The sequence below is a fragment of the Pseudomonas azotoformans genome, from assembly GCF_900103345.1.
GTDB lineage: Bacteria > Pseudomonadota > Gammaproteobacteria > Pseudomonadales > Pseudomonadaceae > Aquipseudomonas > Aquipseudomonas azotoformans.
The window spans coordinates 6067933-6093307 of sequence record NZ_LT629702.1 but is presented as its reverse complement, the minus strand read 5'-3'; the positions used below and the strand labels follow the sequence as shown (position 1 = coordinate 6093307).

The 25375-nt window shown below is 58.6% G+C and carries 28 protein-coding genes; 8 read left to right on the top strand and 20 right to left on the bottom strand.

Annotated features, from left to right (window positions below; all coding sequences use genetic code 11):
* Window positions 1-6: 6 nt before the first annotated feature.
* The 16 genes from BLR69_RS27595 to BLR69_RS27530 all read right to left on the bottom strand — a co-directional run bounded on the left by BLR69_RS27595 (window position 7) and on the right by BLR69_RS27530 (window position 11226).
* Window positions 7-219 carry a tail protein X gene (locus BLR69_RS27595; RefSeq protein ID WP_071492658.1) on the bottom strand — a complete coding sequence of 71 codons (213 nt, stop codon included), beginning with the start codon at window positions 217-219 and terminating at the stop codon, window positions 7-9.
* A complete protein-coding gene (locus BLR69_RS27590) occupies window positions 212-595 on the bottom strand; it encodes a phage tail protein (protein ID WP_071492659.1) in 384 nt (127 codons plus the stop codon). The genes BLR69_RS27595 and BLR69_RS27590 overlap by 8 nt, the downstream gene beginning before the upstream one ends.
* Complete coding sequence (locus tag BLR69_RS31275) at window positions 595-2355, bottom strand: hypothetical protein (RefSeq protein WP_071492660.1); 1761 nt, start codon at window positions 2353-2355, stop codon at window positions 595-597. Before BLR69_RS31275 ends, BLR69_RS27590 begins: the two co-directional genes overlap by 1 nt.
* 5 nt (window positions 2356-2360) lie before the next feature.
* Window positions 2361-2486 (bottom strand): hypothetical protein, encoded by a 126-nt coding sequence (locus BLR69_RS31330; RefSeq protein WP_255337130.1) that lies wholly within the window; start codon window positions 2484-2486, stop codon window positions 2361-2363.
* A complete protein-coding gene (locus tag BLR69_RS27580) occupies window positions 2483-3055 on the bottom strand; it encodes a phage tail assembly protein (RefSeq protein WP_071492661.1) in 573 nt (190 codons plus the stop codon). Before BLR69_RS27580 ends, BLR69_RS31330 begins: the two co-directional genes overlap by 4 nt.
* A 51-nt stretch (window positions 3056-3106) precedes the next feature.
* Complete coding sequence (locus BLR69_RS27575; protein ID WP_071492662.1) at window positions 3107-3613, bottom strand: phage major tail tube protein; 507 nt, start codon at window positions 3611-3613, stop codon at window positions 3107-3109.
* Window positions 3613-4779, bottom strand: coding sequence for a phage tail sheath protein (locus BLR69_RS27570; protein WP_071492663.1), 1167 nt, complete (start codon window positions 4777-4779; stop codon window positions 3613-3615). The genes BLR69_RS27575 and BLR69_RS27570 overlap by 1 nt, the downstream gene beginning before the upstream one ends.
* Window positions 4780-4781: 2 nt before the next feature.
* The gene (locus BLR69_RS30985; RefSeq protein WP_166794324.1) at window positions 4782-4955 is read right to left on the bottom strand and encodes a hypothetical protein; all 174 of its coding nucleotides are present in this window, start codon (window positions 4953-4955) and stop codon (window positions 4782-4784) included.
* 100 nt (window positions 4956-5055) lie between these two features.
* Window positions 5056-5718, bottom strand: coding sequence for a hypothetical protein (locus BLR69_RS31270; RefSeq protein WP_071492664.1), 663 nt, complete (start codon window positions 5716-5718; stop codon window positions 5056-5058).
* 2 nt (window positions 5719-5720) lie between these two features.
* Window positions 5721-7769 carry a phage tail protein gene (locus tag BLR69_RS31265; RefSeq protein WP_083365831.1) on the bottom strand — a complete coding sequence of 683 codons (2049 nt, stop codon included), beginning with the start codon at window positions 7767-7769 and terminating at the stop codon, window positions 5721-5723.
* Complete coding sequence (locus tag BLR69_RS27555) at window positions 7770-8399, bottom strand: phage tail protein I (protein WP_071492665.1); 630 nt, start codon at window positions 8397-8399, stop codon at window positions 7770-7772.
* Complete coding sequence (locus tag BLR69_RS27550; protein WP_071492666.1) at window positions 8396-9391, bottom strand: baseplate J/gp47 family protein; 996 nt, start codon at window positions 9389-9391, stop codon at window positions 8396-8398. Before BLR69_RS27550 ends, BLR69_RS27555 begins: the two co-directional genes overlap by 4 nt.
* Complete coding sequence (locus tag BLR69_RS27545) at window positions 9388-9720, bottom strand: phage baseplate protein (protein ID WP_071492667.1); 333 nt, start codon at window positions 9718-9720, stop codon at window positions 9388-9390. Before BLR69_RS27545 ends, BLR69_RS27550 begins: the two co-directional genes overlap by 4 nt.
* A 9-nt stretch (window positions 9721-9729) precedes the next feature.
* Complete coding sequence (locus BLR69_RS27540) at window positions 9730-10341, bottom strand: phage baseplate assembly protein V (RefSeq protein WP_071492668.1); 612 nt, start codon at window positions 10339-10341, stop codon at window positions 9730-9732.
* 3 nt (window positions 10342-10344) lie between these two features.
* A complete protein-coding gene (locus BLR69_RS27535) occupies window positions 10345-10860 on the bottom strand; it encodes a hypothetical protein (RefSeq protein WP_071492669.1) in 516 nt (171 codons plus the stop codon).
* Window positions 10861-10881: 21 nt separating this feature from the next.
* Entirely contained in the window at window positions 10882-11226 is a 345-nt protein-coding gene (locus BLR69_RS27530; RefSeq protein ID WP_058423767.1) for a phage holin family protein, read from the bottom strand.
* 104 nt (window positions 11227-11330) lie between these two features.
* Here BLR69_RS27530 and BLR69_RS30980 point away from each other — a divergent pair, with 104 nt between their 5' ends.
* Window positions 11331-11831, top strand: coding sequence for a hypothetical protein (locus BLR69_RS30980; protein ID WP_166794321.1), 501 nt, complete (start codon window positions 11331-11333; stop codon window positions 11829-11831).
* Here the strand turns inward: BLR69_RS30980 and BLR69_RS27525 are convergent.
* Entirely contained in the window at window positions 11828-12562 is a 735-nt protein-coding gene (locus BLR69_RS27525; protein WP_076955270.1) for a LexA family transcriptional regulator, read from the bottom strand. The two genes, BLR69_RS30980 and BLR69_RS27525, sit on opposite strands and share 4 nt — an antisense overlap.
* 74 nt (window positions 12563-12636) lie before the next feature.
* On the opposite strand from BLR69_RS27525, the gene BLR69_RS27520 reads away from it, so the two are divergent.
* The 3 genes from BLR69_RS27520 (at window position 12637) to fdxA (ending at window position 16871) form a co-directional block, all read left to right on the top strand.
* Window positions 12637-13617, top strand: a complete 981-nt coding sequence (locus BLR69_RS27520) for an AraC family transcriptional regulator (protein WP_071492671.1) — start codon at window positions 12637-12639, stop codon at window positions 13615-13617.
* A gap of 196 nt (window positions 13618-13813) precedes the next feature.
* Window positions 13814-16405 (top strand): DNA mismatch repair protein MutS, encoded by a 2592-nt coding sequence (gene mutS / locus BLR69_RS27515; protein WP_071492672.1) that lies wholly within the window; start codon window positions 13814-13816, stop codon window positions 16403-16405.
* Between the two features lie 142 nt (window positions 16406-16547).
* Entirely contained in the window at window positions 16548-16871 is a 324-nt protein-coding gene (gene fdxA / locus BLR69_RS27510; protein ID WP_003208688.1) for a ferredoxin FdxA, read from the top strand.
* A gap of 493 nt (window positions 16872-17364) precedes the next feature.
* Here fdxA and apbC read toward each other — a convergent pair whose 3' ends face one another.
* Window positions 17365-18459 (bottom strand): iron-sulfur cluster carrier protein ApbC, encoded by a 1095-nt coding sequence (gene apbC, locus BLR69_RS27500; RefSeq protein ID WP_071492673.1) that lies wholly within the window; start codon window positions 18457-18459, stop codon window positions 17365-17367.
* Between the two features lie 171 nt (window positions 18460-18630).
* On the opposite strand from apbC, the gene metG reads away from it, so the two are divergent.
* The 4 genes from metG to BLR69_RS27480 all read left to right on the top strand — a co-directional run bounded on the left by metG (window position 18631) and on the right by BLR69_RS27480 (window position 22764).
* Window positions 18631-20682 carry a methionine--tRNA ligase gene (gene metG, locus BLR69_RS27495; protein WP_071492674.1) on the top strand — a complete coding sequence of 684 codons (2052 nt, stop codon included), beginning with the start codon at window positions 18631-18633 and terminating at the stop codon, window positions 20680-20682.
* A 132-nt stretch (window positions 20683-20814) separates the two neighbouring features.
* A complete protein-coding gene (rsxB, locus tag BLR69_RS27490; protein WP_071492675.1) occupies window positions 20815-21771 on the top strand; it encodes an electron transport complex subunit RsxB in 957 nt (318 codons plus the stop codon).
* Window positions 21772-21835: 64 nt separating this feature from the next.
* On the top strand, window positions 21836-22474 hold the full coding sequence (nth, locus tag BLR69_RS27485) for an endonuclease III (RefSeq protein ID WP_071492676.1): 639 nt from the start codon (window positions 21836-21838) through the stop codon (window positions 22472-22474).
* A gap of 107 nt (window positions 22475-22581) precedes the next feature.
* A complete protein-coding gene (locus BLR69_RS27480) occupies window positions 22582-22764 on the top strand; it encodes a PA3496 family putative envelope integrity protein (protein ID WP_071492677.1) in 183 nt (60 codons plus the stop codon).
* A gap of 80 nt (window positions 22765-22844) precedes the next feature.
* Here the strand turns inward: BLR69_RS27480 and BLR69_RS27475 are convergent, their stop codons facing one another.
* Together BLR69_RS27475 and BLR69_RS27470 are read right to left on the bottom strand one after the other, a co-directional pair.
* Window positions 22845-23477, bottom strand: coding sequence for a response regulator transcription factor (locus BLR69_RS27475; RefSeq protein WP_058423776.1), 633 nt, complete (start codon window positions 23475-23477; stop codon window positions 22845-22847).
* A 624-nt stretch (window positions 23478-24101) separates the two neighbouring features.
* Complete coding sequence (locus BLR69_RS27470) at window positions 24102-25319, bottom strand: argininosuccinate synthase (protein ID WP_010212738.1); 1218 nt, start codon at window positions 25317-25319, stop codon at window positions 24102-24104.
* Window positions 25320-25375: the final 56 nt, after the last annotated feature.

Here is a 25375-nt window from a genome sequence, read left to right as displayed (position 1 = left end):
CGCTCCTTAATCCCAGGCCGAAACGGGCTGCTTCGCAATGGGCTGCCTGTCCAGCTCCGGCACAATCACACTGACACCAGCCGGCAGGACTGCGCCCTGCTCGGCCAACCCAGGGTTCAACCGCCACAGCAGTTCCTCGGCGGCATCGTCACAGCGGCCAAGCTCGCGGTACAGCAACAGGTTCACCGAATCACCGGCAATACTTCGCACCCTACGCATTGACGAACTCCTCCAATACCAGCGACCAATTGATAACCATGGCGGTGCCATCGTCGATCACGTTGGATTGTTTTTCGCTCACCGATTTGATCGTCCACAGCCCCCAGCTGAGGCCTACGCCATCGACCAGCGGCAACGGCGCACGCAGGGCTTGCAACGCACGCAGTTCATCCAGGCGCGCCATGCCGGTTGCCCGTGCAGCCTTACCGCCGAAGGTCAGCGTTTCAAGCCCTTGGCCGACCTGGCTGGACTTGGGTTTGCCGGCAATAATCGGCAGGCCGACCCATCCGCCGGTGCTGGCGCGGTCCAGGGTGTCGTAGGCGAATCCACGAGACAGCCCGAAAATAAACGTGCCCAATGCCATCTGTTGCCGCATCACACCCCTCCAATATCGGTCAGTGCCGAATCACGTCGCGACCCCAGCAGGTCGCTCATCGACAGCGGCGAAAATTGCGCTTCGATCTGTTGCACCACCAACTCCGCCAGCTGTTGATAGCTGGCCTGCTCCGTTGCATTGATGGTGATCTGCGGGGCGAACGTGACTTGACGGTTGTCGGCCTGGGCATTGTCCAGGTGCTTGCTGACGTCGGCGGGCGCGGGCAGGCGGTCGTTTGAACCGAACAGCTTGTCACCGAGCCAACTACCGGCCTCACTGCCAAGCAAACCACCTATCGCACCGCCGACCGCTGTACCGACACCGGGGAAAATCATCGTGCCGATGGCCGCACCGGCAGAGGCCCCGGCCCAGGCGCCACCGGCGGCACTGAGCCCGGAGCCGACGGCTTTGGCATCGCCGTTGCGCACCCCCTCGACCACATCCATGGCGGTGTCGACATACCGCATCGGGCCGAGGCGACGGGCGCCGACCGACTCCAGCCGGGTCATGGTGCCGGCCAACCGCGAAGTCGGGGCATGAGGCAAATTGGGCGACGGCGCAGCGTGCAACGCAGGCGGTATGGGCTGAAACGGTGCGCGTGGGTTACCCGGAAAGTCACCGGGCCTGCCGACTGCGCCACGCTCCAACGCCTCGGTCAACCCGAGATGTTTGCCTGTTCCGCCGGTAAGTCCTGGATGACTCCCGAAGGCAGCCCCCCCAGGAAAAGCACCCTGCAGCGAGCCTCCTGCCTGAAACCCGAGCCGCGAGCCGGGCAACATCGCCCTACCCAACCGATCGGATGCATCACGCAACCAATTACCGAGCCTGCCGCTTTTTTTACCCGAGCCCTTGCCCTGGGCTTTACCGGAAGTGCTTTGTCCACGCTCACGCTCGTAGCCCGGCGGCAGAATAATGCTGGGACGCGGGGAGCCGCTCTGCGACTCGCCAGGGCAGCAGCAACCTTTACCCTTGTCCGTTCCTTTATCGTAACCGCCGTCCTTGAACAACTTGCCAACCCCGGGCAACTTGCCCAGCGTCATATCCACCAAATTGCCCGTCACCCGCTCTTTAATCGTCTCGCCCACGCCCGAAAAGAATTCGGAAACCACCGGTGAAACGACCGACGACATCACCGTTTCAGCGGTCTTGAGCGATTCAGCGGCGACCGGTGAATCGCTGGCCCAATTGTTGACGGTGTCCAACACGCCGGTTTTGGCCCGCAGCCATGTGGCTTCTCCCAGGACCGGTACAGGTTCAAGCGTCTTGGTCAACCGCTCCGTGCTTTTGCTCGACTCTTCGCGCAAGCCCGTTATTGATTTTTCCGGGGGAAGTTTCGATCCAAACGCAAAGCTGGCATTCGCCTGCTGAAAAGCCGCGACCGGGTCGAGGCGCTCCATGTTGCGCACCGTCAAGGCTTCGCGGGTCAGGCGCCGATCATCCACCTTGCTCGACTTGAACTCCATGGCGCTGCTCGGCTCAGTCCGCCTGTCAGTTCTGGACGGGTTAACGTCTACGGCTTCAAGCCGCGATACAGAGGCGCGCAGTCCATCCACGCTGCTGCGCAGTAACCCCAGGGACAATGACAGACCACCGAGCTGCACGCTTGCGTTAGTCAGCGCCACGCTCATCGGGTGTATCGGTGTCGCCTCACCAAGGTGTTCAGGTGCCAAGGCGCCTGAGTTGACAATGGCGGCGTCCTTGCCGACGACCGCTTGGCCATCCTTGGCCGTGGCATACGCCAGCGAATACTTGTCTTGCATCCCGCTTACTCCTGTTTGACGCCAAGGCGAGTGATCGCGATGTCGTAGCGGCGCAATGCTTTTCCGGCGTCCCAGTTGAGGATCTCGATCTCATTGACTGAGTAAATCAGCGGCACCACATCGAGGATCACTTCGATGTCGCGCTCCGAAAGAAGTCCGCCGGTTGATTTAAAAAATCGTCGATACGCTCCTGCAGCTCGGTCCAGTCAGGCACGGTCAGGCCGGCCAGGTCAGGAATCATCAGGCCGGCGCAGTGAGCGGTGATGAACTCGGCGCGTTCTTTGTTGGTGGCGAGTTTTTTCATCACTTTGGTAGCGCGTAGCGCGGGCATTTCCAGGGGCAGCTCGGTCAGGGTTCGGCCGGCTGCATCGAGAGGCAGCAACAGTTGGACGGGCTGGTCGTAGGTTGATTCCGCCTGTTCACCGAGGAAGAACGACGCAGGAAGAGTCGACATCTCGTGTACGTACTGGGAAATGCTCACGTAGTCCGGGCGCTTGAGTTGGTCGAGTTCTTTTTCCGACAGGCCGGTGGCGAGTTTCGCCAGTTCAAAGAACTGGTCGTCCTCGTCATCACCGGCCCGGGCCAGCGCGTCTTTTTGCGCGGCGTAGTACAGCGGTTTGAGTTGCACCTGCTCGATCATCGCGCCGGTGTCGGCGGTGATCGGGGACAGCAGGACATGCAGCGGTGGCATCCAGGCCATGGGACAGCTCCTTGGTGAAGTATGGGGGCGAGCACGCCCGCCCCCGGGGCATTACGGCATCAGCACGGCGCGGCGCGCATCGCCGAGGATGTCGACGCCGTTGAGCACGAACTTCTGGGTACGTACGTCGATGTCGATGACCGGAATACCGTTTTCCAGGCGGTTGTAAGTGCGGCAGGACAGCTCCAGGGTGGTGAGTGCCTTATCACCCATTTTCAGCTTCGCTTCCTCCAGGGATTTGAGCTTGCCGCCGACCGTGTGGTAGGTGAAATAGGTCTTGCCGTCCTGATCCTGGCCGGCTTCGCGCACGTTCAGCAGGATGTCGTCACCCAGGCGCACACCCAGGGCCAGCATGATTTCCGGGCCGGCGCCTTGCAGGATCAACTTGGCATTGAGCACCTTGCCGCTCTTGGCCATTTCCTCGGCGATAAAGCGCCCGCCGGACATGGGTTCCATGTCGAACTCGATCTTCGGCGGAGTGAATTCCTCTACCGTCGCGGACAACGGCAGGCCTTGAAGGGTGGCCGCGATGGCCTGTCTGACTCGGTTGGTAAACATTAGAGAACGTCCTCCAGGAACTGCTCGATGATTTCATCGCGGGCATTGAGTTGATAAATCATGTGTTCATTCGGCGCGTAGCGACCGTAGTCGATGACGATGAACCAGGTGCCGTTCTTGTACTTCTCGACACTGTTGAGTTCCGGGTGCAGGTACACGCTGCCGCCGGGGATGGTTTCGTCGGCGACCAGGGTTTGCAGCCAGTCGTTGATGCGCTTGACCTCCTGGTCCATGAAGGACTTGGTGAGGTTCTTGGCCATGGCTTTCTGGCCGGCCTTGACCAGTTTTCGGCTGATCGCATCTTCCAGGCCGACGTAGCTGATGAACTTGCCGGTGATGGAGCGGTTACCCAGCAGCGAGAAGCCGCCCAGGATGGTGCGGGCGTAGTAGCTCACGCCGTAGCGGTTGAGCAGGTCACCTTCGGTGGAGGTATCGAGGATGTTGTACTCGACCACGCGGGAAACGTCCTCGGCGAACGTCACCTGGTTACCCGGGCTTTCCCACTGCTTGACCTTGGCCAGTGCAGCGATGGCCAGGGACGATGGCGCGAGGAATACGTTTTTCTTCGCCGCCTTGGAGTACACCGATGGCATGTTGTGCACCAGCAGGCAACGGTCGAAACCCAGGTCAGCCCCACCCAGTTCGCCGCTGTAGGTCACCTGGTCGGCGACGCTGGCGTCCTTGCCATCCAGCACCACACGGGCCTTGATGCGCTTGCCGAACTCGGCGAACTCGCCGGCCACGGCCTTGGTGCCGGTGAAGCCTGGGGCGCCGATGATGGTGAGGTCTTCCGGCACGCTGGCCAGTGCGGCCAGACCGAGCTTGCGACCGGTGATCGGCTCATCACCGCCGATCACATTGTTGATCGTGTCAGCCGGGGTGGCGCCCTCCTCCACGATCACCACATAGACCGGCACCTTCACCACTTTGAGGATCTGGTACACGGCGTGGAACAGCGTGCCCGACTCAGTACCGGTAGGGTCCAGCAGCGCCTGGGTGGTGAAGCTGTTGATGCGAAACGGCGCGTTCTTCGGGATCGATGCATGCGCCTTCGGCGCCGTGCCGACCAGGCCGATCACGTTATCGCCCAGGCCACCCATGGCCTCGGGGGATTCGGTGGCATTTACGGTGATGCCGTTGTGCTCGAAGTTCAGAACCTCAGCCATGGTTAGTCAGCCTTCTTGGGGGTGGAGTTGAGGACGCTGGTCAGTTCCAGGCGGCCGGCGGTGCGCAGGGCGGATGCTTCGACGTCCAGCAGCTCCAGTTCCTCGCCGACGGCGGACCAATGGCCGTTGCCGGTGGGGAATGGGATTAGGACGGTGTAGGTTTGGCGGTTTGCCATAGGTGAATCTCCGGGCATAAAAAAACCGCAAGCGCGGTTTTAGTGGGTTATTAGAGAGTGAGAAACAGAAAAGAAAACGCCCCTTCGGTGAGGGCCGTTATTAGAGTTGTTCAGCCAGCCAGGTAGGCGGTTCAGGCCTATACCCGATTTGAGGGAAATGCCCCGACTCAGGCCAATCACGCAGGTCTTGTCGGTAGCCCTGAAGTAGCGTGTACTGTTCGGCAGTCAGGGTTGTTGGGCGCTCGACCTCCAACTCGTCACGGTGCCGCGCGATCAACGGGTCGGTAAGCTGCAATGCCCGGGCGCGCGCAGTACGCTCTCGGCTTTCAAGTTCTTCAGCAGTAGCCTCGGGTGAAGGAGCAATGCTTGGACGACCTTTTTTTCCGGGCACAAGAATCGAACCACCCATTGCCAGCAAGCGAAATATTTCGGCATGCTCAGCTTGAGAGATTTCAACAAGCTCAGCCTCGGGAGGAAGCAAACACTGCGGGTTAGGGACAACAATCAAAGGTGCCGAGGCACCGCTGTCCGGCACATCAATCATCGGGGCTAAAGCATCCACGTCCAGTCCCAAGGTAGTTTCAGGTTGCGATTCGCCACCCCACGCGAGGGTAGGGACTTCATTACTTGGGCGAATCCAATCAGGATCGGGAATCTTCACGATCGGTCGGCGCCATTCAGGATCGGGCACTTCGATAGTGCGAGGACCATGAAAAACCTCATTGAAAAACGTATTTTCTTTTGAACTATAGAATATTTTCATTTTTAGGCACCCCTCACCTCTATAACTATCACCATTCCTGTTTGAATTGCACCTCCCCACTCTTCCAAGCGCAATGTACAGCCAGTTACAGTCGCACCAGAATATGAAACCTGCGTTGCACATTGGGTTTGACCATTTGGCATTTTCAAACTGAATTTAGCGTTTATAACTTGATTAGGAAATTGAAAAGGCCACGTGATGTTAAGCACTAATGACGCGGGATAATCCCCCTGTGCATATTCAAACCACTGCTTTATTTCGCCAGTATCTGCATTTTTACTCCATCCATTGGTGGAAAGCAGTGCAGTATCTTTAGGCCGGTTACCCGCGTGCCAAATAGTATGCGCCACTTGCCCCATTGACCATCCACCAACTTTCAATTGATTGTCAGTGTCGAGACCAAAATTGACACCGAAACTACCCGGACGGTGAAACTGCATCAGAGCCGCAGAGGGGGTACCATTCGCGGGCCCGCTATTGACCTCAAGCCCTCCTGACGAGCCGCCCATGGTAGCCATTGCGCCGACCTGAAAGCTCGAAAACTGGGGGGCCGAACCAGCAGGAACTGCGGTTCCGAGCTTGATGTATTCGGCAGGACGAAAGTTGTTTTCGTTCCAAAGAAGTCCAAGGTCAAGATTGTCGACAGTTGCCTTAAGCCCTTGCGGGGACCAACCAATACTGATTTTATTGGTAGATTGCCCTACCCCTCCGCCCTGCTGTATGGGCTGAAAACCAAGCGTAGGCTGGAGCATGCACAATTTACCATCTGACTTCCTTTTGAAATACGGCTGCTTCTCGTCATTAGACGCAAGCCCCGCAGTAGAAACCCAGTCACCCTCTATTTTAGACGCCGGATTGAAGTTAGTCGTATTCCATACAGCGCTACCGAACACATAGGCTTCTTTACTTGGAATATTTAGAAGAAACGGTGTCGAGTCAACCCCGTCACTTCTCGCAAAAAATCGAAGATTTTTGTTATACAAATCAAAATAGGCTTCCGTGCTTGGCGTCTTAAATCCAAACTCTGGGGAGTCCTCTGTTCCGTTTGTCAGCGTCAAGCCCCCCGACAACGTGGCTCCACTCTTAGAGACTACCCCGCCCATCGCTTCGGCAAGCAAAGTCTTCGTTACGCCATCAGTGATACCGCTTTCTGCAAGCGTCGTCGGGTTTGTCGCCGCAATAACGCGGCCGTTCCTATCCACAGTCAAGCTACGATAAGTGCCAGCGCCCACTCCAGTTCTGCCAGTCACCGCCTCAAAGGCCAGTGCAGTAGTACCCAACACGACCGGCGCCTTGGTGATTAGTTGCCAGGTAGTGCCAGCGTTCTGCGCCCCCTCCTCGACAAAAAAACTCAGCCCTGGCGTCACTTTCTGTCTGCTATCGGCATCAGTAGCGCGCATCCACGGGCCATTAGCAACGACCCAAATCCCGTTATCCTGTGTCGCAGCTTGACGAACGACCCCAACCCGATCGCCCGCCACGGCAGCCACACCGTCAACTTGCTGCGCACCGCTCAGTACCATATTCGCAGTTGTGGCCAGCCGAACCGACTGCTTGCTATCCAGCTTGGTCAATTCATCAGCCACATAACCCAATACCCATGCCCGCGTCGCTTTGACTACCGTGTCATCGATTAGCAGCTTCACCTCCGAAGCATTGCTCGTTTCGAAAATCGAACGGATGTAGAACTCTTTTCCGGAGCCCGACGTAGCCAACACGGGTTTAAACGACTCGGGGTATTTGACAATCGCATAGAGAATGCCCGTATCAGTCCAAATCCCCGCCTCACGTACGTACCAACCACCCACTTCTGGCGGGATGGTTACCTCGGCCAGCAACCAACTCGGATTTTTTGCATCCTGGAACAACGCATTCAAAGGCCCACGCCACACTTCGCGCTTGAGCGCAGTAGCCGTCGCCGCGGGGTTGTAAACGGCGCCGTTCCCATCACCGACCGAGATTTGCGACAGCTTGATTGGCAGTCCTGCAGCCTTGCAGGCGGTTTCATAAGCGATCCCTGCATTGGTGAGCAGGGTGTAGTAGTCAGCCATTTAGAACTCCTGTGGATAAAGGGTGGTGATTTCGACGGTGTAGAGGCCTGGGACCATAAAGGCACTCCCAGACGCCTCGACCCCAGCCACCACTATCGGATAAATCGTCGTCAACTCTCCGCACACCGTGGTGGCGCCGATGCTATGGCTACCAAGTGCGCTCAAGCCCACAGAGACAGACAGAATGTCGCGCTCGCTTTTGGCATCGGATAAACGACGGTCGAGACGTGCGTCGATTTCTTCGCTGTAGGGCAGTTCGATGTAGGCCCGGACGGAAAAGCTGTAAGGCTCGCCGGGCGGCGTCTGTTCGTACCAGGCACGAACCTCAGGAACCAACTGCAAGCCCTTGGCCGCGTTCTCCAGGCCTTGGCGGGTGCCAGCCCGGCGTGCGATGGGCCAGGCAAGTTTTACCGTCAGACGTTTTTCGGCTTCAGGGGCGTTGGTGTTCCATTCGTTGACCGCGCGATCAGCCGCCAGGTAGGGCAAAAACGCTACGGGAGTTCGGGCCGGGTCCATCAATTCAGGAAACGGCGGCACAACCCGATCGAGCAACGTGCCAAACCCCAAGTCCAACGCCTTTTCCAGCGGTGAACTGTTGGCCGGTAACAGGCTCGCTTTAGGCGCACTCATAACGTACGCACCTCCACCTCGACGCCCGTGCAATACGGAGCCTGGAACGCTGTACTGATAATCGGCTCCAGCGGTTCGAGGATCTGCAGTTGCACCGCGCCAGCGCTGTGGATGGCGTAGTCGATCCAGCTTGGGTCGACGCGGCCTTCCAGGCGATGACAGGAATCGGCGTAGGTTTGCAGCAGTTTTTGTGCAGCGACCTGGGTCAATCCCGAATCCGGGCCGGCGTTGATCTTGGCGATCACGCGGATTTTGTAGCGCTGGATCTGTGCTCCCTGGACGGTAACCAGATCGGTTTCCGGTCTTACATCGGGCCGTGCGAAATGTCGCCGTACGCCGTCCAGCAAATCAGCGGACGCCGTGCCATCACCTTCCCTGGAAAGCACGGTGACCATCACCTCGCCGGGGGCGGTACGCCGACCGTTACCATCCTTGATCTGGGCCGCATAGCCGTCCGGGTCAAAGGTGTAGCTGACGGTCACTACGCCCGGCGTGGCGCTTTGCACCTTGACCGATGGCCGCTCGCCCAGGGTGAACACCTCGCGGCGATACTGCATGCGCGAGCCCGCCGCCGGGGCGTGAGGAGCCAGGTAGTAACGCAGCCGGGCGTCGTCGTCGCTTTCCAGAATCGGCGGCACCGGCGGGAACGCGGCCGGGTCGCCAGGGTCGAGGACCTGGCGTTCCAGGCCCATATCGGCCAGGCGTGCATCCAGGTTGCTGCCGGTGGCCCACCACGCCAGCATCTGCTTGATGCGCGCGTTGTACTTGCGCTCGTGGGTTTGCAGGCGCACGCAAAATGCTTCCAGGGCCAGGGTCAGCAGTTCGCTTTCATTGTCGAGGCTGACCTTGAGTTTGGCTGCGCTTTGCGGTGCGCGGGTGGCGACGTAATCAACGACGAAGGCCTTGAACTCGGCCAGCAATGGTTCGAACTCATCGACCGCGATGATGGCCGGTTCGGCCAGTTGGTTCTGGCCGGGTATCAACATGCTCATGTCACGACCTCGAAGGATTGCTGGCGGTTTTTCCAGGTGCCGGCAAAGCGCAGCAACAAACCTGCGCCCTGGCGGGTGGCGACGATGACCTGGGGCTGAAAGTCGGCGATACCGTTCTGGGCGTTGTAGAAGGCCTGGGCGGCGTGGCTTTGGGCGAGAATCAGCAGGTCGTCACCGAGGTTCTGCCCGAGCAGTTGCGGGATCAACGAGCCGTACAGCGGGCGTTTCTGGCGAGTACCCACGGGGGTGGTCAGCGCTCGGGTGGCGCGCTGCACGAATTGCAGCCAGTCGTCGACGGCTGCCCCGGTGTTCCTATCGATTCCGATCATGGCAAATCCTTATGCACTGCTGATCATACGGCCCTGGTGGTCCACCACTGGGCCGCTCAAATGCACGCCGGCGGCATCCAGCAACACGCCACTGGCACCGAGTTGCAGGGTGATACCCTGGGCGTTCAGGGTCAGGCTGGCTGCACCGACGTTGACGACGACCTGCTCGCGGGAGCCGCTGACTGTGGTGGGACCGTTGACCCAATTGAAGGTGTGGCTGGCGTCGTCGTAATCGCTTTGGGTGCCGTCCTGATGGCGACGCCGCGTCAACGAAGCGACGTCGGACACGGGCGGAAAGAGACTGCTGTTGAGGCCGAACAAGGCCACAGACTGCAAGCCTCCTTCCCCACCGCCATAGTTGAGCAACAAGCATTGTTCGCCCACTGACGGAATACGGGTCTCGGTTTGCGCCCCCGCACTCGGATTGAAAAACCGAATCGCCGGGCTGAGCAGATCACCGTGACTGACCTTGCAGGTATTGCTGGCAGGGTCGACCTCCTGGCACACGCCAATCCGGCAGAAGCTTTCTGCGCGTCGATACAGGTCTTCAAGCTGGGCTTCCATTTCGGCCAGGCGCTCGACGATCGGCCCCAGTTGCATGCGTAGCAATGCATCGAACATGGGCTACTCCTGCAACGGACGGTATTGGTCGGGATCGTCGATGTTCGTGACTTCCCAGGTGCAGGCAAACAGCGCCTTGCCCGTAGGATCTTCGAGCAGCGACGGGCCGAGATAGAGGTTTTGGGTGAAGGAAACAGTCCAGGTGTCGTAGTCCGTTTCCGCACTGCTGAGCACGGAAGGTGCCGCGACAATCGCAGTGGGCAGGTCGCATTGTTCGGGCGGCAGACCCCAGCGGTTATCCAGGGCCAAGTCCATCAATTGGCTGGCCAGGTCGCAGGCGTCAAACGGTGCCGAGCCGCTGGCAATCATGGCCCTGAGTGACACCGACAAGGCATGCGCCTTGCGCCCGGCGAGGGAGCGAACGCCCGGGCCATTGCGCTCCACGCTGATCAAGATGCCGGTTTTGTCGGCCGTGTCGGAAAAGTCATGGTGATTACCGACCCGTAGCTGTGGGAACGCGCGCTTCAGCGCGTCCCCAATCGCCACGGGCAGTTGCGAAGGTTTTTCGAGAGGTGTCATCTGCTTGCATCCTTGCAGCGGTTACTGCTGATCCGGGCGAGAGGTCGGGGCCTGATTGACCCCGATGCGCTTGGCCGCCCAGCGTTCATAAAGGCCGATGGCCACGTCCGCACCGGCCATGGCGGTGAGGCAGCCGATGGCGCCGGCGGTCCAGATCGACATGCCGGCGGCGTAGCACAGCATCAAGGCCGAGACCCCGCAGACCATGCACGCCCCGGACCGCAACGCCAGGCGCCGTACCAGCGACCAACCGCGGGCGCCCTCCTTGTCGGCGCGCCACATTTCTCCGGAGACCCCGCCGATCAGGGCCAGTACGATCACCAGCCAGATAGGCATTTCCGCTAACGCTTGCTGCTCGTTTGTCATGTCACGCCTCCTGGCTGAGCACTACCGGCGCGGGGCCGGCTCTTGGGTAAATCCATTTTGTAGGTAGGCATTCCAAAAAGCCCGGTTGCCCGGGCTTTTCAGTAATGCGGTCCATCTTCGATCTTTCGGCGCTACTGGCGCGGTACGGATCTTTCCTCGATGTTTTTCCGACCACGATCCCTGTCTGCCGGATAACTGCTTCTGGTGCTTTACGCTGCACACCCGGGTCAGTTGCCAACCCTCTGAACCGTTATGAGGCCGGTTCATCGCTGCCTGTTCTTGAAGCGGTAAAACTAAAGAGCGTCGGCATCCTTGCCGGTGTTGCCTGGCCTCCCTGCCATCGCTCAGATGGCGTCCTTGCCGGTGTTGCGTGCCTTCCTTGTCTTTCCTGGCAGCATCCTTGCCGCCTCCACCAAGCCTTGTTTGGCTGGCTTGAGATGAAGAATAAGTATGTATGCATATACAGTCAATGCATAGATGCATTTATTTTTACCGAAGAAATGCACATGTGCATTTTAAGCCTCGTGGGCCGAGGGTTTGGCGATTTTCTGCAGACGAAAAAAAGCCCGCTCGTTGGCGGGCTTCGTCTTACGCAAGAAGGTTAACGGGCGTACATACCCCACCAGAACACATGGCCGAGGATGCTGATCTGCTCATCCTGGATATCCTGGAAGCTGTAGTCCTCATCCGGGTGCTCGTCGCGATTGAAACTGCGCAGGCGAATCCCGGAAGGCAGGCGATAGAGCTGTTTCACGCGTAATTGGCCGTTGTGATTGATGGCATACAAGTCGCCATCGACGATATCACCAATGCCGCTTTTGCCTGCGTTCACCCCGACTGTTGCACCGTCGCGCAGCACCGGCAACATGCTGTTGCCACGCACCGTCACGCACTTGGCCTGGTCGAACTGCACACCGTTATGCCGCAGGCTGCGCTTGCCGAACCGCAGGCTGGCCTTCTCGCTTTCCTCGATGACGAATCTTCCTGATCCAGCAGCCAATTCAACCTCGCGCAGAAAAGGGATCGACACCTCATCATCATTAACGGGCGTGTCGTCGTCCCACAGGCTTATGTCCTTGAGTTCCGAATGCATCGGGTCACGCACGTCATCGCGCACAGCGCCCATCGCCGCGCGCCCGCGCAGGTAATCGGTGCTGACGCGGAAGTACTCGGCGATACGGGAAATGTGCTTGTCCGACGGATCAACGATCTTGCCGCTGAGGATCCGAGAGAGTGTGGATTGAGGCACGCCAGTACGCCGGTGAAGCTCCGTGGGGGAGATCCGGTCGCGGTCCAGCAGTTCTCTTAAGACGATAGAAACGTTGCGTTTTTGCATAACGGGGATAGTGACGGGAGTTTTTTGGCTTGGCAAATGCTAATTTGCATTTTTTGTGCATACTACCACGCACTATGACCACCAAAATCTCCGCCCACGCATCCCGCGCCGAGTACGCCCGGCGTATGAACCGCGTACTCAACTACATCGATGCCCACCTGGACACCCCATTGGATGGCGCCCAGTTGGCCGATATCGCCAACTTTTCGCGCTTCCATTTTCATCGGATTTTCGCGGCGTGGATGGGCGAGACATTGGGCATTTACGTCCGGAGGCGGCGACTGGAGAAGGCAGCGTTCCGCCTGTCCTGCGGCAGCCATGAAAGCGTGCTTGAAACGGCATTGGCCAGCGGTTTCAACTCAGGCGAAGCATTCGCACGGGCCTTCAAACTCCAGTTTGGCTGCACGCCATCCAAGTGGCGCGCCAACACACCGCAGCGGCTGGCAGCGCAGGCGGCTGCCATCGGGCTGCGGCCGGGTCCGCAGGAGAGCAATCCTGATCAGGTCTTCGGCAATGCCCATCAGGCACATGAGCGTACGTTCAACGACGCTGGGTTCTCTTCTCCTCCAGTGAAAGAGCCCACCATGGACGTACGCATTATTGACTTACCCAAGGTACGCGTTGCCTACCAACGCCTGATCGGCCCCTACGGCCCCGCAATCGGCCACTTCTGGCGCGGGACCATGGCGCCATGGATGCACTCCAACGGCCTCGGCGGTGAACGGTGTTACGGCATAGGCTATGACGATCCCTCCATCACGCCCCCAAACAAGTGCCGGTATGACGCCTGCGTTGAAGTGCCAGCCTGTTTTGTGACCAGCGCCCAGGCAGACATCCAGACCCTGCCGGGCGGCCGCTATGCCGTAGCGCGCTTCAAAGGGAAAACAGACAAAATAGCCGATGCCTGGATGTGGCTGACGCGTGAATGGATGCCCTCCAGCGGTCTGCAATGCGATGACCGGCCATGTTTCGAGATGTTTTTTACGGCGAACGCAACCGACTCTGGCACCGGTGAATTCACCTGCGACATTTGCATCCCCGTGCGGGCGCTGTAATACAAAGGCATGGCAGATACACGCGGCGCGCTGATTTGCAGTTAAGTAAATGCGCCGCACCCTTTTGCGTTTTACCTATCCGTTTGTGACCTGCGAAGCTCCGACCTTGCATGTTAACCTTGCGCCCACCGCAAAATCGCAGGGCGGAATGCCCCACATTTGCCCCACTCCTTTCAACGAATTTGCCTACGACCCAATGAGTAAAACCACTTCAGACCTGTCCTCCCATACCCCGATGATGCAGCAGTACTGGCGCCTCAAGAACCAGCACCCTGATCAGTTGATGTTCTACCGCATGGGCGACTTCTACGAGATCTTCTACGAAGACGCGAAGAAGGCCGCCAAGCTGCTGGACATCACCCTGACCGCGCGTGGGCAGTCGGCGGGGCAGTCGATTCCGATGTGTGGGATTCCTTACCATTCGTTGGAAGGTTACCTGGTCAAGCTGGTGAAACTGGGCGAGTCGGTAGTGATCTGTGAGCAGATCGGCGACCCGGCGACCAGCAAGGGGCCGGTTGAACGCCAGGTGGTGCGCATTATTACGCCGGGGACGGTGAGTGATGAGGCACTGCTGGATGAGCGTCGCGACAACCTCATTGCTGCGGTGTTGGGCGATGAGCGTCTGTTTGGCCTGTCGGTGCTGGATATCACCAGCGGCAACTTCAGTGTGCTGGAGATCAAGGGCTGGGAGAACCTGCTGGCGGAGCTGGAGCGCATCAATCCGGTAGAGCTGTTGATCCCGGATGATTGGCCGAAGGATCTGCCGGCAGAAAAACGTCGTGGGGCCAAGCGCCGTGCGCCGTGGGATTTCGAGCGTGATTCGGCGCTGAAAAGTCTGTGCCAGCAGTTCTCGGTGCAGGACCTCAAAGGCTTCGGGTGCGAAACCCTGACCCTGGCCATCGGCGCCGCCGGTTGCCTGCTGGGCTATGCCAAGGAAACCCAGCGCACCGCCCTGCCGCACTTGCGCAGCCTGCGTCATGAGCGTCTGGACGATACCGTGGTGCTCGATGGCGCCAGCCGTCGCAACCTGGAGCTGGATACCAACCTGGCCGGTGGTCGCGATAACACCCTGCAATCGGTGGTCGATCGTTGCCAGACGGCCATGGGCAGTCGCTTGCTGACCCGCTGGCTGAACCGTCCGCTGCGGGACCTGGTGGTGCTGCAAGCGCGCCAGACGTCCATTACCTGCCTGCTGGACGGCTATCGCTTTGAAAAGCTGCAGCCGCAGTTGAAGGAAATCGGCGATATCGAGCGCATCCTTGCGCGGATCGGCCTGCGTAACGCACGACCCCGCGACCTGGCGCGCCTGCGCGATGCCCTCGGTGCCCTGCCGCAACTGCAGGTGGCGATGACTGAGCTGGATACGCCGCACCTGCAACAGCTTGCAACTACAGCCGGGACTTACCCGGAGCTGGCGGCCTTGCTGGAAAAAGCCATCATCGACAACCCGCCGGCGATCATCCGTGACGGCGGCGTACTCAAGACCGGTTACGACAGCGAGCTGGACGAGCTGCAATCCCTGAGCGAAAACGCCGGACAGTTCCTGATCGACCTGGAAGCCCGTGAAAAAGCCCGCACCGGCCTGGCCAACCTGAAAGTTGGCTACAACCGTGTGCATGGCTACTTTATTGAATTGCCCAGCAAGCAGGCCGAATCGGCACCGATCGACTATCAGCGTCGCCAGACCCTCAAAGGTGCCGAACGGTTTATCACCCCGGAGCTGAAAGAATTCGAAGACAAGGCGCTCTCGGCCAAGAGCCGTGCCTTGGCTCGAGAGAAGATGCTCTACGAAAACCTGCTGGAAGACTTGATCAGCCAACTGGCACCGCTGCAGGACACCGCCGCCGCCCTGGCCGAACTGGACGTGTTGAGCAACCTGGCCGAACGGGCGCTGAACCTTGATCTGAACTGCCCGCGCTTTGTCAGCGAGCCATGCATGCGCATCGTGCAAGGTCGTCACCCGGTTGTAGAACAGGTGCTGACCACGCCGTTCGTCGCCAACGACCTGTCGCTGGACGACGATACCCGCATGTTGGTGATCACCGGTCCGAACATGGGCGGTAAATCCACCTACATGCGCCAGACCGCCTTGATCGTGCTGCTGGCGCATATCGGCAGCTTTGTGCCGGCGGCCAGTTGCGAACTGTCCCTGGTGGACCGCATTTTCACCCGGATCGGCTCCAGCGATGACCTGGCCGGTGGCCGTTCGACCTTTATGGTGGAAATGAGCGAGACCGCCAACATTCTGCACAACGCCACCGAGCGCAGCCTGGTGCTGATGGACGAAGTAGGTCGCGGCACCAGCACCTTCGACGGCTTGTCCCTGGCCTGGGCGGCTGCCGAACGCCTTGCTCATCTGCGCGCGTATACGCTGTTCGCCACGCACTACTTCGAGCTGACGGTGTTGCCGGAAAGCGAGCCGCTGGTAGCCAACGTGCATCTGAACGCCACTGAGCACAACGAGCGCATCGTGTTCCTGCACCACGTGCTGCCTGGGCCGGCCAGCCAGAGCTATGGCCTGGCCGTGGCGCAATTGGCCGGGGTACCGAACGATGTGATCACCCGCGCCCGCGAGCACCTCAGCCGCCTGGAAACCACGGCCCTGCCCCATGAGACTGTGGTTGCCAGCCCCGCCAAAACCACCAGCAAACCGGCCGCGCCGCATCAGAGCGACATGTTCGCCAGCCTGCCCCATCCGGTGCTGGATGAGTTGGCTAAGCTTGACTTGGACGGCTTGACGCCGAGAAAAGCGCTCGAAATGTTATATGCACTGCAGGTTCGGATATAACGCTGAGGCTTGCAAGCTGGTAGACTCTCGCGCGGTTTGGGATGCTGGAGGCTTTTAGCCGGGCCTGCAGACTATCGCTCCCGAACCTCGCGAGCCCTGCCACAAAGGGTTTCGCTGCCGCCGCCTGAGGAGAGAATTAGAAATGACCTTCGTCGTTACCGACAACTGCATCAAGTGCAAGTACACCGACTGCGTCGAAGTGTGTCCGGTGGACTGCTTCTACGAAGGCCCGAACTTCCTGGTTATCCACCCGGATGAGTGCATCGATTGCGCCCTGTGTGAACCTGAATGCCCGGCCGTCGCTATTTTCTCCGAGGATGAAGTCCCGGCGGAGATGCAGGAATTCATTCAGTTGAACGTCGAGCTGGCGGAAATCTGGCCGAATATCACTGAGCGCAAAGATCCGATGCCGGACGCAGCGGAGTGGGATGGCAAAAAAGGTAAGATTGCAGACCTCGAACGCTGATAGCGTCGCCCCATCCAAAAGGCCCCTTGCGGGCCTTTTTGCGTTTCTGGATGGTCGGTTTTACTTTCCTGCAGGCAAAAAAAGGGGCGGTATGACCCGCCCACATTTTTTCCCTAGTCCCTGTATTCCTTTTCATCATCCTGATGAATCGCATCCTGCGACGTTCCTTCAACCATCGTTCCTTGATGGCTGTGCCAATCCGTGGACACAGGGCTGATCTTAAAGAGTTCCAAAGGAAGTTCAACGGGATCCAACCCATGAACTGACATGCAATCGTCCTGAACCTTGAATAATTAATTGTTAAATTTCAATTGGTTAGAAAAAGCTCTCGAAGAAAACGGACGTCCATGGAAGAAAAAAAACCCAAACACTTACGAAAAAGTAAGCAAATGCTTACACGACCAGCTGAGTAATTGCGAAACAAACCCACCTTGCCCATCTTCCAGGCATGAAAAAGCCCCGACACCGTCGAGGCTTTTTCCCTTCAACCACCTCAGTCGTCGCTGACGGTGATGGTCGGCATGGCTGGCGTGGCAGCTTCCTGCAGGACTATCCGCGCACCGACATGACGCGCCAGCTCCTGATAGATCATGGCGATCTGGCTATCCGGTTCTGCCACAACGGTAGGCTTGCCACCATCCGCCTGCTCGCGGATGAGCATCGACAGCGGCAACGAGGCCAACAGTTCCACGCCGTACTGAGTGGCCAGCTTCTCGCCACCGCCTTCGCCGAACAGATGCTCGGCATGGCCACAGTTGGAACAGATGTGCACCGCCATGTTCTCCACCACACCCAGCACCGGGATGTTGACCTTGCGGAACATTTCCACACCTTTCTTGGCGTCGAGCAAGGCCAGGTCCTGAGGCGTAGTGACAATCACCGAGCCGGCCACCGGGACTTTTTGCGCCAGGGTCAGCTGGATGTCGCCGGTGCCTGGCGGCATATCGATCACCAGGTAGTCCAGGTCGCCCCAGGCGGTCTGGGTGACCAGTTGCAGCAAAGCGCCTGAGACCATCGGGCCGCGCCAGACCATCGGCGTGTTGTCATCGGTGAGGAAGGCCATGGACATCACTTCCACGCCCAGGGACTCGATCGGCACGAACCATTTCTGGTCCTTGACCTTCGGCCGCGTGCCTTCGGCGATACCGAACATCACGCCTTGGCTCGGGCCATAGATATCCGCATCGAGAATGCCCACGCGCGCACCTTCGCGAGCCAGGGCCAGGGCCAGGTTGGCTGCCGTGGTGGATTTACCCACGCCGCCCTTGCCGGACGCCACGGCCACTACGTTCTTGACGTTGGCCAGGCCAGGGATCTGCGCCTGGGCCTTGTGCGCGGCGATCACGCATCGGATGTCGACCTTGGCCGACCGCACGCCGTCGAGACCTTCGATGGCCATTTGCAGCATCTGCGCCCAACCGCTCTTGAACAGACCGGCTGCATAGCCCAGTTCCAATTGGACCGACACCTGGTCGCCCTGGACGTCGATGGTGCGTACACAGCCGGCACTGACCGGGTCCTGGTTCAAATAAGGGTCGGTGTACTGGCGAAGCACGGCTTCCACCGCTGCGCGATTGACGGCGCTCATGGGCTACTCCCGAAAAAGACTGACTGAAACAGGCGGCTATCCTAACCGTTCCAGCGGCGTTACGGCATGCTTTCGCAGGATGGGAAGATTCTGAAACAGCGCCACGGGGTGAAATATATTTCCCGGCGCTTTATAGTGGCCGACCTCCGTTTCATCAAGTAGCCGAGCCCCATGTCCGAGCCACGCAAGATCCTCGTCACCAGCGCCCTGCCCTATGCCAATGGTTCCATCCATCTTGGCCATATGCTTGAGTACATCCAGACCGATATGTGGGTGCGCTTCCAGAAGCATCGCGGCAACCAATGCATTTATGTCTGCGCGGACGACGCCCACGGTTCGGCCATCATGCTGCGCGCCGAAAAGGAAGGCATCACCCCGGAACAACTGATCGCCAATGTGCAGGCTGAACACAGCGCCGACTTTGCCGAGTTCCTGGTGGATTTCGACAACTTCCACTCGACCCACTCCGAAGAAAACCGTGAGCTGTCGAGCCAGATCTACCTGCGGCTCAAGGAAGCCGGGCACATCGACCAGCGTTCGGTGACCCAGTATTTCGACCCGGAAAAGAAAATGTTCCTGGCCGACCGCTTCATCAAGGGCACCTGCCCGAAATGCGGTACCGAAGACCAGTACGGCGACAACTGCGAAAAGTGCGGTGCAACCTATGCACCCACTGACCTGAAGGATCCAAAGTCAGCAATCTCCGGCGCCACGCCGGTGCTCAAGGATTCCCAGCACTTCTTCTTCAAGCTTCCGGATTTCCAGCAGATGCTGCAAACCTGGACCCGCAGCGGCACCCTGCAGGATGCCGTGGCCAACAAACTCTCCGAATGGCTCGACAGCGGCCTGCAGCAATGGGACATCTCCCGTGATGCGCCGTACTTCGGCTTCGAGATCCCGGGCGAGCCGGGCAAATACTTCTACGTGTGGCTGGATGCGCCGATCGGCTACATGGCCAGCTTCAAGAACCTCTGCGACCGCACGCCGGAGCTGGACTTCGACGCGTTCTGGAACAAGGACTCCACCGCCGAGCTGTACCACTTCATCGGCAAGGACATCGTCAACTTTCACGCCCTGTTCTGGCCGGCGATGCTCGAAGGTTCGGGCTACCGCAAGCCAACCGGTATTGCCGTGCACGGCTACCTGACGGTCAACGGCCAGAAAATGTCCAAGTCCCGTGGCACCTTTATCAAGGCGCGCACCTACCTGGACCACCTGTCACCTGAATACCTGCGCTACTACTACGCGTCCAAGCTGGGCCGTGGTGTCGATGACCTGGACCTGAACCTGGAAGACTTCGTACAGAAGGTCAACTCGGATCTGGTCGGCAAGGTCGTTAACATCGCCAGCCGTTGCGCCGGGTTTATCCACAAGGGCAACGCCGGCGTGCTGGTGGCCGAGAACGCCGCCCCGGAACTGACCGACGCGTTCCTGGCCGCCGCGCCAAGCATTGCCGATGCCTACGAAGCCCGTGACTTTGCCCGTGCCATGCGTGAGATCATGGGCCTGGCCGACCGCGCCAACGCCTGGATCGCCGACAAGGCTCCGTGGTCGCTGAACAAGCAGGAAGGCAAGCAGGCGGAAGTCCAGGCGATCTGCGCAACAGGCATCAACCTTTTCCGCCAGTTGGTGATCTTCCTCAAACCCGTGCTGCCACTGCTGGCCGCCGATGCCGAGGCGTTCCTCAACGTGGCGCCGCTGACCTGGAACGATCACGCCAGCCTGCTCGGCAATCATCAGCTGAACGAGTTCAAGCCGCTGATGACCCGTATCGACCCGGTGAAAGTCCAGGCCATGACCGACGCTTCGAAAGAAGACCTGGTCGCCAGCCAGACCGACACTGGCGAATCGACGCCGGCGGGTAATGGCGAACTGGCCAAGGATCCGATTTCCCCCGAAATCGAGTTTGACGCCTTTGCTGCGGTGGACCTGCGTGTCGCGCTGATCGTCAGGGCCGAATCCGTGGAGGGTGCCGACAAGTTGCTGCGCCTCACCCTGGACCTCGGCGGTGAGCAACGCAACGTGTTCTCCGGGATAAAGAGCGCTTACCCGGACCCGTCCAAGCTCGATGGCCGCCTGACCATGATGATCGCCAACCTCAAGCCTCGGAAAATGAAGTTCGGTGTTTCCGAAGGCATGGTGATGGCGGCCGGCCCTGGTGGCGAAGAGATTTACCTCCTGAGCCCTGACAGTGGTGCCAAGCCAGGCCAACGTATCAAATAAGCTACCTTGTAATGAGCGGGCTTGCTGAGGTGAAGGAACTGGTTGTGGTGAGCGGGCTTGCCCGCTCACCACAAGAAAGCCCCACCTTCCATTAAACCCAGTTTGCTTAACCGGCACGCCCATGATCACAGCATGAACCTCATTCAACGCATCGACGCACTGCTGCCGCAGACCCAATGCGGCAAATGCGGGCACCCAGGATGCAAACCTTACGCCGAGGGCATTGCGCGGGGTGAGGCGATCAACAAGTGCCCGCCCGGCGGACAAGAAACCATTGCCGGTCTTGCACTGTTGCTGCACGTACCGGTGCTGGATCTGGACACCAGTCGCGGGGAAGCGCCTGCCCAGGTTGCCTATATCCGCGAGGCCGAGTGCATCGGCTGCACCAAGTGCATCCAGGCCTGCCCAGTAGACGCAATCGTCGGCGCCGCCAAGCTGATGCACACCGTCCTCATGGATGAGTGCACCGGCTGCGACCTGTGCGTTGCGCCCTGCCCTGTCGACTGCATTGAGATGCGCCCAGCGACCGGCGTGCTGCCAATGGTGGGTGGACTGGCGATCAACGATCATCAACATCATGAACGCGGCCTGAAACGCGACAGGGCGCGACGACGCTTTGAGCAACGCAATGCACGCCTGCAACGGGAAGAAGCCAATAGACTCGCCGAACGCCAGGCTCGGGCCAAGCGTTCCACGTCGGTTTTGCACGTGCAGGCCGATGTTGCCCAGGATGCAGCGACCAAGAAAGCCAAGATCGCTGTCGCGATGAGCCGCGCCCAACTGCATAAGTCCTTGAAGGCGTTTGGTCACCCCCCCACCTTTGAACAGCAGTCGCAGTTGATCATCCTGCAGCAGCAGTTCGAAGCAGCGGAACAAGCGTTGGCGGCCTTGGAGGTGGATCAGCTACCGAAAGCAACGACGGCATCCAGCAACACTGCTGATCTGAAACGCGCCAAAATCCAGTTGGCGATGCGTCGAGCGGAACTGAAGAAAGCCCAGGACCTGAACGTCGCACCGCAGCATCTGGACGATGCGCAACATAAGCTGGACGAAGCGCAGCGCCAACTGGATGCCCTCAGCGAAGCCTGATCCGCAAACCTGCCATGTGTGTTGATACAATCCCGCCGACCGTCTGCAAGGAACCCACCGCCCAATGAACGCCGCAAAACGCCTGGAAATCTTCCGCAGGCTTCACGAAGACAATCCGGAACCCAAGACCGAACTGGCCTACTCTTCGCCATTCGAGTTGCTGATTGCGGTGATCCTGTCGGCCCAATCCACCGACGTTGGCGTCAACAAGGCCACGGCCAAGCTGTATCCCGTGGCGAACACACCGGAAGCGATCTATGCCCTGGGTGTGGAAGGGTTGTCCGAGTACATCAAGACAATCGGCCTCTACAACAGCAAGGCCAAGAATGTTATCGAGACTTGCCGCCTGCTGGTGGAACTGCATGGTAGTGAAGTGCCACAAACCCGTGAAGCTTTGGAAGCCCTGCCAGGGGTGGGTCGTAAAACTGCCAATGTGGTGCTCAACACCGCGTTCCGGCAACTGACGATGGCGGTGGACACCCATATCTTCCGGGTCAGCAACAGAACCGGCATTGCCCGTGGGAAGAACGTGGTTGAGGTCGAAAAGCAGTTGATGAAGTTTGTACCCAAGCCCTATCTGCTGGATTCTCACCACTGGCTGATCCTTCATGGGCGCTACGTTTGCCAGGCCCGCAGGCCGCGCTGCGGCAGCTGTCGTATCGAAGACCTGTGCGAATACAAGGACAAGACGTCCGACGATTGAGGGATCATTGGTTTTTTCGATCAAGCGATTGAAAAAATCTTTTTTACCCGATCATGGTTTATCGTTATAAGGAGCGCCAACGGCAGTCTTAGCCCGGAGTGAACCTTATGAGCACTGGCAAAGAACAACTGGAAGTGGAAGACGACCTCGTTGAGTCGGATGACGATGGAACAGAGGCACCTGTGTTAGAGGTTGCCAAGACCAATTTGAGCAAACGCCGCACCATCGACAATCTTCTGGAAGAACGACGCTTGCAAAAACAGCTGGCCGATTACGACTTTGATCTCTGATCGAGCGGTCGACGGCCGGAAGCCTCCCTCACGGAGGCTTTTTTCTGCCGGTTACCCAAAGCGCTGTGCAGCGTCCTCCTCTATACCAGACCGTTACGCTGGGCCAGTTCGATCAGGTCCACAAGGGAGCGGGCGTTGAGCTTGAGCAGCAAACGTGTCTTGTAGGTGCTGACGGTCTTGTTGCTGAGGAACATGCCATCGGCAATCTCCTTGTTGGTCCGGCCTCGAGCCAATTGCTGCAATACCATCATTTCCCGACCCGACAGGCGCTCGACCATATCGGCCTCGCTGGCGTTGCCCATGGTGGAGCGCACAGAGTTGAGCGCCTGATTCGGGAAATAGCTATAACCCGACAATACCGCCTTGATCGCACTCAGCAATTCGGTCAGATCCTGTTGCTTGCACACGTAGCCGGCAGCGCCTGCCTGCATGCAACGCATGGAAAAATGGCCAGGGGCCTGGGACGTCAGCACCAACACCTTGAAGGGCACCGATTGTTTGGTAGAAGACAGCCGGCAAATAACTTCCAGCCCATCAAGTTTGGGAATCCCAATATCCAGTATGACAATGTCCGGCATATGCTCCCGTGCAAGTTGCAATGCATCGACACCGTTATCGGTCTCGGCAACGACCTCATAACCATGACGCTCCATTAGCATACGCACAGCAAGACGAATGACGGGATGATCATCCACGATCAGCACTTTATTCATGAGAAAGTCCAATTTCGCTGTTCGAATTATTTAGAGCAAGCACAATAGCCTAGTCGTTTCCTGGTTGGCATAGCGTTCCCCCCCGAGCAACAGCAAGCAGAGACCCACCCCACAGCGATAAAGGAATTGCCCTACAAAAAAACGCCAACTCGGATGTATCCAGTTTTATGGATCCTTTCAGACCTTTCTGGGGGCTTACATATTTTGAGTGAAATATCCATCGAGTATCCGAGGCTGGGTAAACGTGCCGTACGCAACTCTCAGGAAATGCCCATTGCCTCTGCCCCACGCTAAGGAATACCGGCAAGAAATGTCCGACTGTTTTAGTTCCATTTAACATATCCTCTTACACCCTTAATTCCTACAGACTATTCCATGGTTTATACATTCACCTCACTTTCATGAGTGAATCTTCTGTAAGACCAGTTCCTAAACAGGTGTAAAAAAATCATTCGCCCTACAAACTTTCAACAACAACACCGTCGAAGGCGCATTCAAAAACGGCGCGGCAAAAAAACATCAACAAATGTTTAACCATTTATAAACATCGCAATCCCATACAAATTCCATAGGCAAAAAAAATGGCCCCTGAATAAGGGGCCATTCTTGAAAACCGGCTGAGACTTAGAACAACGAGCGACCTTTGTTGGCCGCAATGCGCATGCGCAGTGCGTTCAACTTGATAAAGCCTGCTGCGTCCGCCTGGTTGTAGGCGCCGCCATCTTCTTCGAAGGTAGCGATGTTGGCGTCGAACAGCGACTCATCGGACTTGCGACCGGTGACGATCACGTTGCCCTTGTACAGCTTCAGGCGCACAACGCCGTTTACATGCACCTGGGAAGCATCGATCATCTGTTGCAGCATCAGACGCTCAGGGCTCCACCAGTACCCGGTGTAGATCAAACTGGCATACTTGGGCATCAGCTCGTCTTTGAGGTGAGCCACTTCGCGGTCCAGGGTGATGGATTCGATGGCCCGGTGGGCGCGAAGCATGATGGTGCCGCCAGGGGTTTCGTAGCAACCACGGGACTTCATGCCCACGTAGCGGTTCTCGACGATGTCGAGACGGCCGATACCGTGTTCGCCACCGATACGGTTCAAGGTTGCCAGCACAGTGGCCGGGGTCATTTCGACGCCGTCCAGCGCGACAATGTCGCCGTTGCGGTAGGTCAGTTCCAAGTATTGCGGCTTGTCTGGAGCGTTCTCCGGGGAGACGGTCCATTTCCACATGTCTTCTTCGTGCTCGGTCCAGGTGTCTTCCAGCACGCCGCCTTCATAGGAGATGTGCAGCAGGTTGGCATCCATCGAGTACGGGGACTTCTTCTTGCCGTGACGCTCGATCGGGATCGCGTGCTTTTCAGCGTAATCCATCAGCTTTTCACGGGACAGCAGGTCCCATTCACGCCAAGGGGCGATCACTTTCACGCCTGGCTTGAGCGCATAGGCACCCAGTTCGAATCGCACCTGGTCGTTGCCCTTGCCGGTAGCACCATGGGAAATGGCGTCGGCGCCGGTTTCGTTGGCGATTTCGATCAGGCGCTTGGCGATCAGCGGACGTGCGATGGAGGTACCCAGCAGGTACTCGCCTTCATAGACGGTGTTGGCGCGAAACATCGGGAAGACGAAATCGCGGACGAACTCTTCGCGCAGGTCGTCAATGTAGATCTCTTTCACGCCCATGGCTTGCGCCTTGGCACGTGCAGGTTCGACCTCTTCGCCCTGACCCAGGTCAGCGGTGAAGGTCACCACTTCACAGTTATAAGTATCCTGCAGCCACTTGAGGATCACCGAAGTGTCCAGGCCGCCGGAATACGCGAGAACGACCTTGTTTACGTCGGCCATGCCATCACTCCACGGGGTTGTACGGAAAGGCGTCGATTCTACCGACCAAAACCGTG

Excerpts from the sequence above, each read along its gene's own strand:
- BLR69_RS27550 (WP_071492666.1), bottom strand. The coding sequence starts at position 9,391 with ATGAGCATGTTGATACCCGGCCAGAACCAACTGGCCGAACCGGCCATC.
- BLR69_RS27540 (WP_071492668.1), bottom strand. The coding sequence starts at position 10,341 with ATGTTCGATGCATTGCTACGCATGCAACTGGGGCCGATCGTCGAGCGC.
- BLR69_RS27525 (WP_076955270.1), bottom strand. The coding sequence starts at position 12,562 with ATGCAAAAACGCAACGTTTCTATCGTCTTAAGAGAACTGCTGGACCGC.
- BLR69_RS27555 (WP_071492665.1), bottom strand. The coding sequence starts at position 8,399 with ATGAGTGCGCCTAAAGCGAGCCTGTTACCGGCCAACAGTTCACCGCTG.
- BLR69_RS27520 (WP_071492671.1), top strand. The coding sequence starts at position 12,637 with ATGACCACCAAAATCTCCGCCCACGCATCCCGCGCCGAGTACGCCCGG.
- BLR69_RS27545 (WP_071492667.1), bottom strand. The coding sequence starts at position 9,720 with ATGATCGGAATCGATAGGAACACCGGGGCAGCCGTCGACGACTGGCTG.
- BLR69_RS27580 (WP_071492661.1), bottom strand. The coding sequence starts at position 3,055 with ATGGCCTGGATGCCACCGCTGCATGTCCTGCTGTCCCCGATCACCGCC.
- BLR69_RS27535 (WP_071492669.1), bottom strand. The coding sequence starts at position 10,860 with ATGACACCTCTCGAAAAACCTTCGCAACTGCCCGTGGCGATTGGGGAC.
- apbC (WP_071492673.1), bottom strand. The coding sequence starts at position 18,459 with ATGAGCGCCGTCAATCGCGCAGCGGTGGAAGCCGTGCTTCGCCAGTAC.
- BLR69_RS27530 (WP_058423767.1), bottom strand. The coding sequence starts at position 11,226 with ATGACAAACGAGCAGCAAGCGTTAGCGGAAATGCCTATCTGGCTGGTG.
- BLR69_RS27575 (WP_071492662.1), bottom strand. The coding sequence starts at position 3,613 with ATGTTTACCAACCGAGTCAGACAGGCCATCGCGGCCACCCTTCAAGGC.
- BLR69_RS31270 (WP_071492664.1), bottom strand. The coding sequence starts at position 5,718 with ATGAAAATATTCTATAGTTCAAAAGAAAATACGTTTTTCAATGAGGTT.
- rsxB (WP_071492675.1), top strand. The coding sequence starts at position 20,815 with ATGAACCTCATTCAACGCATCGACGCACTGCTGCCGCAGACCCAATGC.
- metG (WP_071492674.1), top strand. The coding sequence starts at position 18,631 with ATGTCCGAGCCACGCAAGATCCTCGTCACCAGCGCCCTGCCCTATGCC.
- BLR69_RS27470 (WP_010212738.1), bottom strand. The coding sequence starts at position 25,319 with ATGGCCGACGTAAACAAGGTCGTTCTCGCGTATTCCGGCGGCCTGGAC.
- BLR69_RS27570 (WP_071492663.1), bottom strand. The coding sequence starts at position 4,779 with ATGGCTGAGGTTCTGAACTTCGAGCACAACGGCATCACCGTAAATGCC.
- BLR69_RS27475 (WP_058423776.1), bottom strand. The coding sequence starts at position 23,477 with ATGAATAAAGTGCTGATCGTGGATGATCATCCCGTCATTCGTCTTGCT.
- nth (WP_071492676.1), top strand. The coding sequence starts at position 21,836 with ATGAACGCCGCAAAACGCCTGGAAATCTTCCGCAGGCTTCACGAAGAC.
- BLR69_RS30985 (WP_166794324.1), bottom strand. The coding sequence starts at position 4,955 with ATGGCAAACCGCCAAACCTACACCGTCCTAATCCCATTCCCCACCGGC.
- fdxA (WP_003208688.1), top strand. The coding sequence starts at position 16,548 with ATGACCTTCGTCGTTACCGACAACTGCATCAAGTGCAAGTACACCGAC.
- mutS (WP_071492672.1), top strand. The coding sequence starts at position 13,814 with ATGAGTAAAACCACTTCAGACCTGTCCTCCCATACCCCGATGATGCAG.
- BLR69_RS27480 (WP_071492677.1), top strand. The coding sequence starts at position 22,582 with ATGAGCACTGGCAAAGAACAACTGGAAGTGGAAGACGACCTCGTTGAG.
- BLR69_RS31265 (WP_083365831.1), bottom strand. The coding sequence starts at position 7,769 with ATGGCTGACTACTACACCCTGCTCACCAATGCAGGGATCGCTTATGAA.
- BLR69_RS27590 (WP_071492659.1), bottom strand. The coding sequence starts at position 595 with ATGCGGCAACAGATGGCATTGGGCACGTTTATTTTCGGGCTGTCTCGT.
- BLR69_RS31275 (WP_071492660.1), bottom strand. The coding sequence starts at position 2,355 with ATGCAAGACAAGTATTCGCTGGCGTATGCCACGGCCAAGGATGGCCAA.
- BLR69_RS27595 (WP_071492658.1), bottom strand. The coding sequence starts at position 219 with ATGCGTAGGGTGCGAAGTATTGCCGGTGATTCGGTGAACCTGTTGCTG.
- BLR69_RS30980 (WP_166794321.1), top strand. The coding sequence starts at position 11,331 with ATGCGGTCCATCTTCGATCTTTCGGCGCTACTGGCGCGGTACGGATCT.